This is a genomic window from Trinickia mobilis (assembly GCF_017315705.1).
GTDB classification, from domain to species: domain Bacteria; phylum Pseudomonadota; class Gammaproteobacteria; order Burkholderiales; family Burkholderiaceae; genus Trinickia_A; species Trinickia_A mobilis.
In genome coordinates, this window is record NZ_JAFLRF010000060.1 from 1 (window position 1) to 13,980 (window position 13,980).

The 13,980-nt window shown below is 64.5% G+C and carries 13 protein-coding genes; 5 read left to right on the top strand and 8 right to left on the bottom strand.

From position 1 onward, the window contains the following. Window positions 1–220: 220 nt before the first annotated feature. Together J3489_RS34455 and J3489_RS34460 are read right to left on the bottom strand one after the other, a co-directional pair. On the bottom strand, window positions 221–862 hold the full coding sequence (locus J3489_RS34455; protein ID WP_207005296.1) for a CoA transferase subunit B: 642 nt from the start codon (window positions 860–862) through the stop codon (window positions 221–223). Window positions 863–864: 2 nt separating this feature from the next. Continuing rightward, window positions 865–1,569 (bottom strand): CoA transferase subunit A, encoded by a 705-nt coding sequence (locus J3489_RS34460; RefSeq protein WP_207005297.1) that lies wholly within the window; start codon window positions 1,567–1,569, stop codon window positions 865–867. Window positions 1,570–1,810: 241 nt separating this feature from the next. Between J3489_RS34460 and J3489_RS34465 the strand changes: the two genes are divergently transcribed. Next, window positions 1,811–2,356, top strand: coding sequence for a PAS and helix-turn-helix domain-containing protein (locus J3489_RS34465; protein ID WP_207005298.1), 546 nt, complete (start codon window positions 1,811–1,813; stop codon window positions 2,354–2,356). A gap of 66 nt (window positions 2,357–2,422) precedes the next feature. Here J3489_RS34465 and J3489_RS34470 read toward each other — a convergent pair whose 3' ends face one another. After that, a complete protein-coding gene (locus J3489_RS34470) occupies window positions 2,423–2,854 on the bottom strand; it encodes an acyl-CoA thioesterase (protein WP_207005299.1) in 432 nt (143 codons plus the stop codon). 118 nt (window positions 2,855–2,972) lie between these two features. Then, window positions 2,973–3,749, bottom strand: coding sequence for an SDR family oxidoreductase (locus J3489_RS34475; RefSeq protein ID WP_242540546.1), 777 nt, complete (start codon window positions 3,747–3,749; stop codon window positions 2,973–2,975). Between the two features lie 176 nt (window positions 3,750–3,925). Between J3489_RS34475 and J3489_RS34480 the strand changes: the two genes are divergently transcribed. Further along, entirely contained in the window at window positions 3,926–5,599 is a 1,674-nt protein-coding gene (locus J3489_RS34480) for an electron transfer flavoprotein-ubiquinone oxidoreductase (RefSeq protein WP_207005301.1), read from the top strand. Between the two features lie 96 nt (window positions 5,600–5,695). Here J3489_RS34480 and aroC read toward each other — a convergent pair whose 3' ends face one another. From aroC to J3489_RS34495, 3 genes are all read right to left on the bottom strand, one after another. Next, complete coding sequence (aroC, locus tag J3489_RS34485; protein WP_207005302.1) at window positions 5,696–6,796, bottom strand: chorismate synthase; 1,101 nt, start codon at window positions 6,794–6,796, stop codon at window positions 5,696–5,698. Between the two features lie 86 nt (window positions 6,797–6,882). Further along, a complete protein-coding gene (locus tag J3489_RS34490) occupies window positions 6,883–8,820 on the bottom strand; it encodes an MFS transporter (RefSeq protein ID WP_207005303.1) in 1,938 nt (645 codons plus the stop codon). Between the two features lie 305 nt (window positions 8,821–9,125). Then, the gene (locus tag J3489_RS34495) at window positions 9,126–9,587 is read right to left on the bottom strand and encodes a CBS domain-containing protein (protein ID WP_207005304.1); all 462 of its coding nucleotides are present in this window, start codon (window positions 9,585–9,587) and stop codon (window positions 9,126–9,128) included. 192 nt (window positions 9,588–9,779) lie between these two features. Between J3489_RS34495 and J3489_RS34500 the strand changes: the two genes are divergently transcribed. The 3 genes from J3489_RS34500 to J3489_RS34510 all read left to right on the top strand — a co-directional run bounded on the left by J3489_RS34500 (window position 9,780) and on the right by J3489_RS34510 (window position 12,476). Next, window positions 9,780–11,096, top strand: a complete 1,317-nt coding sequence (locus J3489_RS34500; protein WP_207005305.1) for an O-acetylhomoserine aminocarboxypropyltransferase — start codon at window positions 9,780–9,782, stop codon at window positions 11,094–11,096. Then, window positions 11,093–11,935: an alpha/beta fold hydrolase gene (locus tag J3489_RS34505; protein WP_207005306.1), complete on the top strand. Its 843-nt coding sequence runs from the start codon at window positions 11,093–11,095 to the stop codon at window positions 11,933–11,935. Before J3489_RS34500 ends, J3489_RS34505 begins: the two co-directional genes overlap by 4 nt. A 220-nt stretch (window positions 11,936–12,155) precedes the next feature. Continuing rightward, window positions 12,156–12,476 (top strand): Mpo1-like protein, encoded by a 321-nt coding sequence (locus J3489_RS34510; RefSeq protein WP_207005307.1) that lies wholly within the window; start codon window positions 12,156–12,158, stop codon window positions 12,474–12,476. Between the two features lie 29 nt (window positions 12,477–12,505). Here the strand turns inward: J3489_RS34510 and J3489_RS34515 are convergent, their stop codons facing one another. Continuing rightward, window positions 12,506–13,816: a YihY family inner membrane protein gene (locus J3489_RS34515; RefSeq protein ID WP_207005308.1), complete on the bottom strand. Its 1,311-nt coding sequence runs from the start codon at window positions 13,814–13,816 to the stop codon at window positions 12,506–12,508. Window positions 13,817–13,980: the final 164 nt, after the last annotated feature.

The window sequence follows — 13,980 nt, forward strand, 5'->3', positions numbered from 1 at the left end:
GTTCTCTCTCGTCAGCGCCGCTTCCAGCAACGCTCCCTCCCCCCGATCGGTCACCCTCTCGCAGTTGCGCTTCGCTTCGCTCGCTGTGATCAACTTACGGTGGGACTTGCACCCACTGGAGTGCGCCCATGCTGGGCGCACAAACGAAAAACGGGCGGGGCTTTCGCCTCACCCGTTTTCCCACCTCGCTTCCCGGCCGGCAACGCCGGCCCGCGAGATGTCAGTGCACGGCGCTCACATCGAGCGGCGCGCCTGTCTTCGCCTTGATTTCGTCGACCGTGACGCCATTCGCCAATTCGACGAGCTTCAGTCCGTCTTCGGTCACGTCGATCACGCCGAGATCGGTGATGATCCGATCGACGACGCCCACGCCGGTCAGCGGCAGCGTGCATTCTTCGAGGATCTTGTGCTGGTCGCCCTTCGCGACATGCTCCATCAGCACGACGACGCGCTTCACGCCGGCGACGAGGTCCATTGCGCCGCCCATCCCCTTGATCATCTTGCCCGGGATCATCCAGTTCGCGAGGTCGCCCTGCTTGCTGATCTGCATCGCGCCGAGGATCGCGAGGTTGATGTGGCCGCCGCGAATCATCGCGAACGAATCGGCCGACGAGAAGATCGACGAACCCGGCAGCGTCGTCACGGTCTGCTTGCCGGCGTTGATCAGATCGGCGTCCACTTCCTCTTCGGTCGGCGACGGGCCGATGCCCAGGAGGCCGTTTTCCGACTGCAGCCACACCTCGACGCCCGGTGGCACGTGATTGGCGACGAGCGTCGGCAGGCCGATGCCGAGGTTCACGTAGAAGCCGTCCTGCAGTTCCTTCGCCGCGCGCGCGGCCATTTCGTCACGAGTCCATGCCATGATCACTCTCCTTTCGCGCGGACGATGCGTTGTTCGATGCGTTTTTCCGGATGCGCATTGAGCACGATGCGCTGCACGAAGATGCCAGGGGTATGGATCGCGTCCGGATCGAGCTCGCCGGTCTCGACGATCTCTTCGACCTCGGCCACCGTGATCTTGCCGGCCATCGCGCACATCGGGTTGAAGTTGCGCGCAGTGCGGCGGTAGATCAGATTGCCGGACTTGTCGGCCTTCCAGGCCTTGACCAGCGCGACGTCGGCCGTGAGCGACGGCTCCAGCACATAGTGACGGTCGCCGAACTGGCGCGTCTCCTTGCCGTCCGCGATGATCGTGCCGTAGCCGGTGTTCGTGAAGAACGCGGGGATGCCCGCGCCGCCCGCGCGCAGCTTCTCGGCGAGCGTGCCTTGCGGGGTGAATTCGAGCTCGAGTTCGCCGGCCAGATATTGACGCTCGAACTCCTTGTTCTCGCCGACATACGACGAGATCATCTTTTTGATCTGCCGCGTCGTGAGCAGGAGGCCGAGGCCGAAACCGTCGACGCCCGCGTTGTTGCTGATGCAGGTGATGTCCTTGACGCCCGAATCGCGCAACGCCGCGATCAGCGCCTCGGGAATGCCGCACAAACCGAAGCCGCCGACGGCAAAGGTCTGCCCGTCCTTGACGATGCCTTCGAGCGCGGCGGACGCGCTTGGATAGACTTTGTTCATCTGTATGTCCCTTCCTTTCCTCGACTTGGAAACCCGAAAAACCGGATCGGCGCGGTAAGCATCGTCCGATGCCTCATTCTAGTCATGTACGGCAAAAGCCGGCGTGAATCCGGGCTAACCGTGCTGCGCACACCGCTCGTTGTGAGATGCGTGAAAGGGTACGATGTGCGGGCCTTACGGCACAATACGCAAAAATACATAAGCAATCGCCCGGCGGCCCTGGCCCCGCACCGATTCAGCCATGCCCCAGATCGACTACCAGACCGCCTTTCACCTCGCGCCGATCGGCCTCGTGCTGTCGCGCGACCGGATCATCGAGGACTGCAACGACGCGCTTGTCGCGATCTTCCGTTGCGCGCGCGAGGCGCTGATCGGACAGTCGTTCCAGGTGCTCTACCCGTCGCCGGCGGAGTTCGAGCGGATCGGCGAGCGCATCGCTCCGATCATGACGGCGCAAGGCAGCTATGCGGACGATCGCATCATGAGGCGCGCGACGGGCGAGCTGTTCTGGTGTCATGTGACGGGGCGCGCGCTCGACCGGCGCGCACCGCTCGCGGCGGGCGTCTGGACTTTCGAGGATCTGAGCGCGACGCGCCGCGTCGCCGTCGAGTTGACGCCGCGCGAGCGCGAAATCGCCGCGTTGCTCGCGACCGGCAAGACGAGCAAGCAGATTGGCCGCGCGCTCGACATCAGCTCGCGCACGGTCGATGTCTACCGGGCGAGACTGATGCGCAAGTACGGCACGGGCAACGCGACCGAACTGCTGCAAAGACTGTTGGGGAATTAGCCGGGCAGCGGGCCCGGCGAGGGTGCGCGTCCCGTTCAAACAAGCCGCCCAGATGAACGGCCGCGCTCAGGACGCCTTGATCAGCACGGCGTTTTCGATGGTATCGCGCAGCAGGTCCGGAATCGGCACCGACTTGCCCGCCGCGTAGTCGATCCACACGCAGCGGGCATTGCCGCGCGCGTAGAGCTGCTCGGGATCGTCGGCGCGCATCAGTTCGAACCCGGTGTCGAAGCTGCTGCGCCCGGGCTTGCCGATCGTCATCCGCCCGATGACGTCGCCCGGATAGTGCAATTGCTTCAAGAACTCCATCGACGCGTTCACGATCACCGGCCCCTGCCCTTCCTCGTGATTGCCGATGATGCCGAGATGCTCGAACCACGAAATCCGCACCTGCTCCATGTAGCGGAAATAAACCGTGTTGTTCACATGGCCGAAGGCGTCCATGTCGCCCCAGCGGATCGGCATCGACATCTCAAAAACAGGGTGATAGTCGCTCATCGTACTTCTTCTGCTCTTCTACAAATGACAATCGGGGTAGTTCCTGGCACGTACGTGTAGCGAAGCCGCGCGCCGAAGCCACGGGGCGCGGCGGCCCGCGTGGCTGATCTGTGACGGACTAGGCGAGACCGAAGCCATCGTCGGCGGCGATAACCGCGCCGTTGACGAATTGCGATTCGTCGGCGGCGAGCAGCAACAGCAGGCCGTCGAGGTCTTCCGGCTGCCCGACGCGCCGGCGCGGCAGCATCGACAGCAGCTTTTGCCCCTGCTCGGTCGACCAATGGTGGTGGTTGATCTCGGTGTCGATATAGCCTGGGCAAATCGCGTTCACGTTGATGCCGTGGCGGCCCCATTCGAGCGCCATCGCCTTCGTCATGTGCACGACGGCCGCCTTGCTCATCGAATAAAGGCCGATTTGCGGCAGCACCCTCAAGCCCGCGACCGACGCGATGTTGATGATCCGGTAAGCCGGCTTCTGCGAGCCGCCCGCGCGCATCATCATCCGCTTCGCCACTTCCTGCGCGACGAAGAAGGCGCCGCGCGTATTGGTGTCGAACACGTACTCGAAATCGGCGGGCGTGACGTCGGTGAGGCGTTGTGTCGTCGACACGCCCGAGTTGTTGACGAGGATGTCGATGGTCCCCGCTTCCGTCTCCGCGTGCGCGACCGCGGACTTGATGCTCTGGTAGTCGGTCACGTCGAGCGAGACGACGTGCGCCGCGCCGCCGGAAGCCTCGATCTCGGCGCGCAGCTCCTTCAAGCGTTCGACGCGGCGGCTCGCGAGCACCACCTTCGCGCCGGCCTGCGACAGCACCTGCGCGAAGCGCTTGCCAAGCCCGCTCGACGCGCCGGTGATCAGAGCGACCTTGCCTTCCAGATTGATCGATCGGCCCATTGTCATTCCTAGTTTGGTAACGGTTTGCGGATCGCAGGCTCGCCGCAGTCGCGCGGCGACACCCTATCATAAAATAGAACGATCGTGCTAATTGCCGCAGTTGCGGTTGCGGCAGCCCGACCGTTCGCTGACAATACGAACCCGAAAAAAGCATTCTAACGGTAAGAGGAGCCCCAATGACCCCCGAAAGTCTCATCGAGCAATACGGTCCGCGCGAGTCGATGGAATACGACGTCGTGATCGTCGGCGGCGGCCCCGCGGGGCTTTCTGCGGCGATCCGGCTCAAGCAGCTTGCTGCGGAGAAAGGCGCGGAAATCGGCGTTTGCGTGCTCGAAAAGGGGTCGGAGATCGGCGCGCATATTCTGTCGGGCGCCGTCATGGACCCACGCGCGATCAACGAACTGATTCCCGATTGGAAGGAAAAAGGCGCCCCGCTCAATGTCGAGGTGACCGAAGACCGGTTCCTGTTCCTCACCGAAAAAGGCGCCGTCAAGACGCCCAATTGGGCGCTGCCGGACAACTTCAAGAATCACGGCAACTACGTGATCAGCCTCGCGAACGTCACACGGTGGCTCGGCCAGCAGGCCGAGGCGCTGGGCGTCGAAATCTTCCCGGGCTTTCCCGCCGCCGAGATTTTGTATGGCGACGACGGTTCCGTGAAAGGCGTCGTCACCGGGAACATGGGCATCGGCCGCGACGGCGAGCCCACCGAGAACTTCCAGCTCGGCATGGAGCTGCACGCGAAGTACACGCTCTTCTGCGAAGGCGCGCGCGGGCACCTGGGCCGGCAACTGAACGAGAAGTTCAAGCTGAACAAGGATGCCGATCCGCAGGTCTACGGCATCGGCATCAAGGAGCTGTGGGAGATCGATCCTTCGAAGCACCAGCCGGGCCTCGTGATCCACACCGCCGGCTGGCCGCTCGACACCGAAACCTACGGCGGCTCGTTCCTCTATCACATCGACAACAACCAGGTGATGATCGGCTTCGTGGTCGGCCTGGGCTATACGAATCCGTACCTGTCGCCGTTCGAGGAATTCCAGCGCTACAAGACGCATCCGACGATCCGCGCGTTCCTCGAGGGCGGCAAGCGCGTCTCGTACGGCGCGCGCGCGATTACGGCAGGCGGGTTGATGTCGCTGCCGAAGCTCGTGTTTCCGGGCGGTGCGCTCGTCGGCGACGACGCGGGCTTTTTGAACGTGTCGCGCATCAAGGGCAGCCACGCGGCGATCAAGACCGGGATGCTCGCGGCGCAAGCCGCATTCGACGCCGTTCAGGCAGGCCGTCAAGGTGATGAGCTGGCTGCCTATCCGGAGTCGTTCAAGACCTCCTGGCTGCATGCCGAGCTCTATCGCTCGCGCAACTTCAAGCAGTGGATGAGCAAGGGCCTGTATCTCGGCACGCTGATGGTCGGGCTCGAGCAGAAGGTGCTGGGCGGCAACGTGCCGTGGACGCTGCATCACAAGCACGGGGACCACGAGACGCTCAAGCCCGCGTCGCAATGCAAGCCGATCGACTATCCGAAGCCGGACGGCAAGCTGACGTTCGACAGGCTCTCGTCGGTGTTCATTTCGAACACGAATCATGAGGAAAACCAGCCGGCACATTTGACGTTGAAGGACGCGTCGGTGCCGGTAAACGTGAATCTGCGCACGTATGCGGGCCCCGAGGGCCGCTTCTGCCCGGCGGCGGTCTACGAGTTCGTGAAGAACGACGACGGCAGCGACCGGCTCGTGATCAACGCGCAGAACTGCGTGCACTGCAAGACCTGCGACATCAAGGACCCGACGCAGAACATCGTATGGGTCACGCCGGAAGGCGGCGGCGGGCCGAACTATCCGAATATGTGACGCGGTTGACGATCAACTGAAAAGGGCGCCTCGGCGCCCTTTTCTTCTTGCGGCATCGCATCTTTCGGCGAGGCGGCTCAGGCCCCGCGCCGTCGCTTATGGCGCGCTCGCCGCGATCTTCGGCGTCGTCACCACGACGTCGCCGCATTGCGCGCGATGACGCAAGGCGTGATCGATCAGCACCAGCGCAAGCATCGCCTCGGCGATCGGCGTCGCGCGAATGCCGACGCACGGGTCATGCCGCCCGAACGTCTCGACGACGGCCGGCTGTCCCGCTTTGTCGATCGAGCGGCGCGGCGTGCGTATGCTCGACGTCGGCTTGATTGCGATCGAAACGGTGATGTCCTGCCCCGTCGAAATGCCGCCGAGCACGCCGCCCGCGTGGTTGCCGACGAAGCCCTCGGGTGTCAGCTCGTCGCCGTGGACCGAGCCGCGTTGCCGCACGCTTTCGAAGCCCGCGCCGATCTCGACGCCCTTCACCGCGTTGATGCCCATCATCGCGTGCGCGATATCGGCGTCCAGGCGGTCGAAGAGCGGCTCGCCCAAGCCGACCGGCACGCCCGTCGCCACCACGTTGATCCGCGCGCCGATCGAGTCGCCGTCCTTGCGCAACGCGTCCATATAGACTTCCAGTTTCGGCACCATGCCGGCGTTCGGAACGAAGAACGGGTTCTCGCGCACGTGCGCCCAATCGACGAACGGCACGTCGATCTCGCCGAGCGCGCTCATGTATCCGCGCACTTCGACGTTCAGATGCTCGCGCAGCCACTTCTTCGCGACGGCCCCTGCCGCAACCGTCGGCGCCGTCAGGCGCGCCGACGAGCGGCCGCCGCCGCGATAATCGCGCACGCCGTATTTCTGCCAATAGGTGTAGTCGGCATGGCCGGGACGGAACGTGTCGACGATGTTGCCGTAGTCCTTGCTGCGCTGGTCGGTGTTGCGGATCAGGAGCGCGATCGGCGCGCCGGTTGTCACGTCTTCGAACACGCCCGACAGGATCTCGACTTTGTCCTCTTCCTGGCGCTGCGTCACATGGCGCGACGTGCCGGGCTTGCGGCGGTCGAGTTCGATCTGGATGTCTTCAGCGGTCAACGCCATACCCGGGGGGCAGCCGTCGATCACGCAGCCGATTGCGGGACCATGCGATTCACCAAACGTCGTGACGGTGAAAAGCGTACCGAGAGTATTGCCGGACATGAGCGTCGTCCAAAAGAAAATCGGGGAGACCGCCACTATACCAGCCGGTTAACCGCGATGCCCCCCGCCCGGCGCGGCCCCCGGCGCTATTTGCGCGCCCCGCGCAGCTCGGCGACGATCCGCTGCAGCGCCTCCGGCGTGGCCGCCTGCGGATCGAGCGGTTCCGCCACCGCGAGCGTCAAGCGGCTCATCACGCCTTTCTTGACCGGCCGCGGCCAATGCGCGTCGACCGCTCGCGAAAACACACTGCCCCAGAGCCCCCGCAGCGCCATCGGCACCACGGGCACGGGCGTGCGCTTGATGATTTCGCTCACGCCTTGCCTGAACGGATTGATCTCGCCGGTTTTCGTCAGCTTGCCTTCCGGAAAGATGCAGACGAGCTCGCCCTCGGCCAGCGCGGCCGCGCACGTGTCGTAGGCGCGCTCGAGCAGGGCGACGTCCTCGTGGGCTGGCGCGATCGGGATCGCCTTCGCGTGCCGGAACAGCCAACCGACGAACGGCGTCCGGAAAATGTGATGATCCATCACGAAGCGGATCGGCCGCGGGCTCTCCGCCATGACGACGAGCGCATCGACGAAGCTCACGTGATTGCACACGAGCACCGCGGCACCGGTCTCGGGAATGCGCTCCGAATGCACAAGACGAATGCGATAGAACGTGTGCACGAGCACCCAGGCGATGAATCGCAGCAGGAATTCCGGCACGAGCGAGTAGATATAGCTGGCGACCACGACGTTGAGCAGCGCGGTGGTCAGGAAAATGCCGGGAATGCTCACGCCGAGCGACGTCAGCACGATCGCCATCAGCGCCGACACGATCATGAAGAACGAGTTCAGGATGTTGTTCGCCGCGATGATCCGCGCGCGATGTGTCGGCTGGCTGCGGCTCTGGATCAGCGCGTACAGCGGCACGCTGTAGAAGCCGCCGAACATCGCGAGCAGGAACAGGTCCGCGAGGATGCGCCAGTGTCCGAGCTGCGCAAGGAATTCCCCGACGGACAGCAGGTGGCCCGCCGGCGGCTGCGCATGGCTCGCGAAGAAAAGATCGATCGCGAACACGCTCATGCCGATCGATCCGAGCGGCACCAGGCCGACTTCGACCCTCCGCTTCGACAGCCGCTCGCACAGCAGCGACCCGATGCCGATGCCGAACGAGAACGTCGCGAGCAGCACGGTGACGACGTCCGGATCGGCCGACAGCACGTCCTTTGCGAAATTGAAGAACGACGTGAGAAACGTCGCGCCGACAAACCACAGCCACGAAATACCGAGCAGGCTCAGGAACACCGTGCGGTTCTCGCGAGCGAGCGAGAGGTTGCGCCACGTTTCCGTCACCGGGTTCCAGTTGATCCGCAAGTCCGGCTGCGGCGCCGGCGAGACCGGTACGAACGCCGACACCGTGCGCCCGGCGAGCGCGATCGCGACGCAGCCGAACGCGAGGATCGCCGCGCCATGCTCGACAAACCCGGCCGCCGCGCCGCCGATGATCGTGCCGATCAGGATCGCGACGAACGTCCCCATTTCGACGAGACCGTTGCCGCCCACCAATTCGCGATCGTTCAGATGCTGCGGCAGATACGCGTACTTGACCGGGCCGAACAGTGTCGAATGGACACCCATCAGGAACGTACATAAGTAGAGCAAGGGCGCGCTGTGCATCCAGAATCCTGCGCCGCCCACCAGCATCACAGCGATTTCGAACGTTTTCACGAAACGCGTGAGCGTGGCCTTGTCATATTTGTCCGCGATCTGTCCCGATGTCGCCGAAAAGAGCACGAACGGGACGATGAAAATCGCGGAGATCAGGAATGCCGCCGTTTTCGCGTCAACGCCGGAAAAACGCGCGGTCTGATAGGTGACGAGCGACGAGAAGCCGACCTTGAACACGTTGTCGTTGAGCGCGCCGAGAAACTGCGTCCAGAAGAACGGCGCGAACCGGCGCTCGCGCAGCAAGCCGAACTGGGAGTGATGCTCGCGCCCGGTGCGGCGCTCGCGTTGCGCGGTCGGGATGGGATGATCGCTCATGCGGTCAGGGAAATGTCGAGAGGGTCGATCGGCGGCCGCCACGTCGGCGGCCATCGGCCGGCGCAATGTATTGCATCGACGGGCAATCAGCCTGCGCGGACTGCGCTGCATGGGACCCGAGCAAGTGCTCTGCACGGGGCCGGAGTCACTGCTGAAGCGCTAACTCGGGTGGACAAGAAAAAACGCGCGTCACGCGCGCGCTTTTTCCCGGGGCGGCTTAGCGGGGCGGCGCGTTATGCCGCATTGCAGCAGAACGTCTTGGCAGACGCGCTTGCACCCGCATCTCGCGGCGCCGGGCCAAGCCGTCAGCGCGTCTCGCGCTGCCCCTGCTCTTCTTCCGGCCAGTCGCGGATATAGGCTTTCAGCATCCGATTCTCAAAGCCCTGTTCTTCGACCACCGCCTTTGCCACGTCATAGAACGAGATCACGCCCATCAGCCTGCGGCTTTCAAGCACCGGCAGATAACGGACGTGATGTTCGAGCATCATCCGCCGCACTTCGTTGACGTCGGTTTCCGGTGTGCAGGTGATCGGATGGTCGTCCATGACCTTGCGGATCGACGACGTGCCGACGCTGCCCGCATTATTGTGCAGCGTCATGATGATTTCACGAAACGTGAGCATGCCGACCAACTCGCCATACTCCATCACGACGAGCGAACCGATGTCGTGCTCGGCCATCGTATCCACTGCCTCATGCAGCGACGTATCGGGCGTGACCGTGAACAGGGTGTTGCCCTTGACTTTAAGGATGTCGCTGACTCGCATATTTGTCTCCAGATAATGCGCAACTAATTTTTGATCGTAGCGGAAAGCCCCTCAAAAGAAAAGCGAGGGCGCCTGCCGCCGGCCCTACGGGTTTGCCCGCCACTGACTTGAAGCCATGCGGAGCAGTGATACGATGGCCGGCACTTCAACCCTCGCGGGCGCCGTTCGAGAAAAACCGCCCCGCCGCCTCCGATGTCCGCCAATCGTTTCGACACGCTTGCGCTGCATGCCGGCGCAGCCCCAGACCCGGTGACCGGCGCGCGCGCCACGCCGATCTACCAGACCACTTCCTTCTCTTTCCGCGACACCGATCACGCCGCCGCGCTCTTCAATATGGAGCGCGCCGGCCACGTCTATTCGCGGATCTCGAACCCGACCGTGGCCGTCTTCGAAGAGCGCGTGGCCGCGCTCGAGAACGGCGCGGGAGCGATCGGCACGGCAAGCGGCCAGGCCGCACTGCATCTCGCGATCGCGACGCTGATGGGTGCGGGCTCGCATATCGTCGCGTCAAACGCGCTGTACGGCGGCTCGCATAACCTCTTGAACTACACGCTGCGGCGCTTCGGCATCGAGACGACCTTCGTCAAGCCTGGCGACCTTGCGGGGTGGCGCGCGGCGGTGCGCCCGAACACGCGGCTTCTGTTCGGCGAAACGCTCGGCAACCCGGGGCTCGACGTGCTCGATATTGCCGCCGTCGCGCAGATCGCGCACGAGCACCGCGTGCCGCTCCTGGTCGATTCGACCTTTACCACACCCTGCCTGCTGAAGCCGTTCGAGCACGGCGCCGATTTCGTCTACCACTCGGCGACAAAATTCCTGGGCGGCCACGGCACGACGATCGGCGGCGTGCTGGTCGATGGCGGCACGTTCGACTTCGTCGCGTCGGGGCGCTTTCCGGAACTTACCGAGCCATACGATGGTTTTCACGGCATGGTGTTCGCGGAGGAAAGCACCGTTGCGCCGTTTCTGCTGCGCGCGCGCCGCGAAGGACTGCGCGACTTCGGCGCCTGCCTGCACCCGCAGGCCGCATGGCAGCTGCTGCAGGGCATCGAGACGCTGCCGCTGCGCATGGAGCGGCACGTCGCCAATACGCGTCGCATCGTCGAGTTTCTCGCCGCGCACGCAGCGGTCGAATCGGTTGCCTATCCGGAACTGGAATCGCATCCCGACCACGCGCTCGCCAAACGTCTGCTGCCGCGCGGCGCCGGCGCCGTGTTCAGCTTCAACCTGCGCGGCGACCGTGCCGCCGGCCGCCGCTTCATCGAAGCGCTCACGCTGTTCTCACATCTTGCGAACGTCGGCGACGCGCGCTCGCTCGTCATCCACCCAGCCTCGACCACGCACTTCCGCATGGACGCCCCGGCACTCGCCGCCGCCGGCATTGCGGAGGGCACGATCCGCCTGTCGATCGGCCTCGAAGACCCCGACGACCTGATCGACGACCTCAAGCGCGCGCTCAAGGCCGCCGCCAAAGCGCCTGCCGCAGGCGCTCGCAAGGGGGCCGCATGATCGTCGAGCTCAACGGCGCCGCCGCATACGCCTACAGCGGCGGCAAAACTTTCGACCGCGCCCTGCCCACGGCCGTCTTCATCCACGGCGCGCAGCACGACCACAGCGTGTGGGCGCTGCAAACCCGCTACTTCGCCCATCACGGCTTCAACGTGCTGGCCGTCGACCTGCCCGGCCACAGCCGGAGCACAGGCCCAGCCGCGACCAGCATCGGCGCACTCGCCGACTGGCTCGCCGCGTTCCTCGATGCGGTGGGCGTCGATGCGGCCTTTGTCGCCGGACACAGCATGGGCTCGCTCGTCGCGCTCGAATTCGCCGGCCGCTATCCGGCGCGCGCCGCCCGGCTAGCGCTCGTCGCGACGGCAGTGCCGATGGCCGTTTCCGACGCGCTGCTCGACGCGGCGCTCAACCGCGAGAGCGAGGCGATCGAACTGGTCAACCGCTGGTCGCATTCGACGATCGCGGCGAAGCCGTCTGCCCCAGGACCTGGCTTCTGGCTGCACGGCATGAACCAGCGCCTGATGGAGCGCGTCGCGGCTAAGGGCGAATCGCAGCTCTTTCACACCGACTTCACCGCGTGCAATCAATACGCCGACGGACTCGCCCGCGCAGCACAGGTGCGCTGCCCGGTGCGCCTCGTGGTCGGCAGAAAGGACGCGATGACGCCGCCGCGCGCCACGCACGCCCTCGCCGAAGCATTAGCCGCCGCGGGCGCGCCAGTGGACACCGTGACGCTCGATGCCGGCCACGCGCTGATGTCGGAACAGCCCGACGGCACGCTCGACGCGCTGTTCAGTTTCGCGGCACCGCTTCGCACGGGCGGACCCACCGTTGACTGACGATAGCGGGAGGTGGGCGACTGCACCATCGGCCGAATGGCCGAGTTGCACGCCCGCACCAATCGCAGCAAAATGAATCTAACTACTTGATGGAATTGAATTTACTTGACTGCTTGGTGCGACCCGCCGCGACCGTCCGGTTCTTCGGTGCATGCCCCGAAGCCATGAACCGCCGGGCAGGCACGAGCGCGCTACGCAGCGAAAATCAAAGGAGGCGACGATGGCTCACACCGCCCAAACCGATCACTTCGCGAATTTTGCGGAGTTCTATCCGTTTTATCTCGGAGAGCATCGCAACGTCATGTGCCGCCGGCTGCACTTCATCGGTTCGCTAGGCGTGATCGGCTGCCTGGCGATGGCGATCGCCACCGGCGACTGGCTGTGGTTGCCGGCCGCCATTTTGTGCGGCTACGGGTTCGCATGGATCGGCCACTTCGCGTTCGAAAAGAACCGCCCCGCCACCTTCCGCCACCCGCTTTACAGCCTGATGGGCGATTGGGTGATGTTCAAGGACATCTGCGTCGGGAAGATCTCGCTGTAGCGAGCCGAGTCTCGCGAACCACGCCGGCGTTAGAGTCCGGCCACCTGGTGCGGCATCGTTTGCGTCGCGCCCGGTTCGTCGGCGGCAACCGTTCCCCGCGCCTTGCGTGCCGCCAGCAATGCCGCGAGCGATATATCGAGCTTCGCGTTGTCGAGCGCGCCGAGCAAGGTCGCGCAATCGACGCGCGTCGGCGCGAGCCGCAGCTGATATTCGAGCTCCGCCCGGTCGATCACGAACAAATCGAACAGCCGCCCGACCGTGACCTGCGACGGATTTGCGAGCAATACGTAGCGCGCCAGCCGGCCGTCGTCCTCGAGGCGCGCCACCCATTCCTGCTGGCTGAGCTGGGCGATGAGGTCGGTCGCGGTGTCCATGTCGCAGCGGAGCATGCGCGCCAGCTCCGTCACCGTGTGGCCCGGCTGGCCCGCCTCGCGCGCCTCGTCAAGACGCGCGAGCAATTCGAGCGCGTCGAGCAGATCGCCGCCCGGATAGCGCTGTCGATGAAACTGGCCGATGCGCACCGCAGGCAACGCCGATGAGATCATCGCGCCCGCAAGCGTGATGAACCAGCACAGGTACATCCACAGCAAGAACATCGGCACGGTCGCAAACGCGCCGTACACGGCGGTATAAGTGGGGATGCGGCGGACGTAATAACCGAAGCCGCGCTTCGTCAATTCGAAGGCGATCGCCGCGCAAATGCCGCCGACCGCCGCGTCGCGCCATTGCACGACGCAATTCGGCATGTAGACATAGAGCATCGTGAACGCAAGCGCCGTGAGCGGCAGCGCCGCCCCGGTCAGCGCCCAATCGATCAATGCCGAGACGCGCAAGCCGGCAAAGAACGGGGAGCGCGTGAAAAGATACGACGAGATCGACAGGCTCACACCGATCAGCAGCGGCCCGAGCGTCACGATCGACCAGTAGACGAGCACCCGCTGCGCAAACGGCCGCGGCTTGGTCACGCGCCAGATCACGTTGAACGCCGATTCGACCGTCATCATCGTCATGACCGCCGTGACGAAGAGCACGATCATGCCCATCGTCGTGAGGCCCTTTGCCTTCGTCGCGAACTGGTTCAGGTACTTGAAGATCTGGCTGTTGATCTGGTCGGGCATCAGGTGATCGGCGAGGAAACCCTGCAACGATGCTTGGAACGACGCGAAGATCGGAAACGCGGTAAAGAGGGCGAACGCGACCGTCGCGAGCGGCACGAGCGCGAGCATCGTGGTGAACGTGAGGCTGCCGGCCACTTGCGGAATGCGGTCTTCGCTGCTGCGCTTCGCGGCGAACTGCGCAAGACGTTTGATGGTGTCGAAATCCAGACTCAGCTTCGGCAAAAACCTTCTCCTCATTGGCGCCGGGCGCCAGGCAACGGGCACCTCAGCCCCTATAATAGCCGCTCAGTGATGAGTGCCCCCAAACCTGTCGCTACGCGCCAGGCCCCCCGAGGGGGCAAGAAAACTTGGGGCGGCCCGGCGTTTTCTTGAGTGCCCCCAAACCT

Coding starts and splice junctions, on each gene's coding strand:
- J3489_RS34475 (WP_242540546.1), bottom strand. CDS start 3,749: ATGGGCCGATCGATCAATCTGGAAGGCAAGGTCGCTCTGATCACCGGC.
- aroC (WP_207005302.1), bottom strand. CDS start 6,796: ATGTCCGGCAATACTCTCGGTACGCTTTTCACCGTCACGACGTTTGGT.
- J3489_RS34495 (WP_207005304.1), bottom strand. CDS start 9,587: ATGCGAGTCAGCGACATCCTTAAAGTCAAGGGCAACACCCTGTTCACG.
- J3489_RS34465 (WP_207005298.1), top strand. CDS start 1,811: ATGCCCCAGATCGACTACCAGACCGCCTTTCACCTCGCGCCGATCGGC.
- J3489_RS34455 (WP_207005296.1), bottom strand. CDS start 862: ATGGCATGGACTCGTGACGAAATGGCCGCGCGCGCGGCGAAGGAACTG.
- J3489_RS34490 (WP_207005303.1), bottom strand. CDS start 8,820: ATGAGCGATCATCCCATCCCGACCGCGCAACGCGAGCGCCGCACCGGG.
- J3489_RS34470 (WP_207005299.1), bottom strand. CDS start 2,854: ATGAGCGACTATCACCCTGTTTTTGAGATGTCGATGCCGATCCGCTGG.
- J3489_RS34510 (WP_207005307.1), top strand. CDS start 12,156: ATGGCTCACACCGCCCAAACCGATCACTTCGCGAATTTTGCGGAGTTC.
- J3489_RS34460 (WP_207005297.1), bottom strand. CDS start 1,569: ATGAACAAAGTCTATCCAAGCGCGTCCGCCGCGCTCGAAGGCATCGTC.
- J3489_RS34500 (WP_207005305.1), top strand. CDS start 9,780: ATGTCCGCCAATCGTTTCGACACGCTTGCGCTGCATGCCGGCGCAGCC.
- J3489_RS34480 (WP_207005301.1), top strand. CDS start 3,926: ATGACCCCCGAAAGTCTCATCGAGCAATACGGTCCGCGCGAGTCGATG.
- J3489_RS34505 (WP_207005306.1), top strand. CDS start 11,093: ATGATCGTCGAGCTCAACGGCGCCGCCGCATACGCCTACAGCGGCGGC.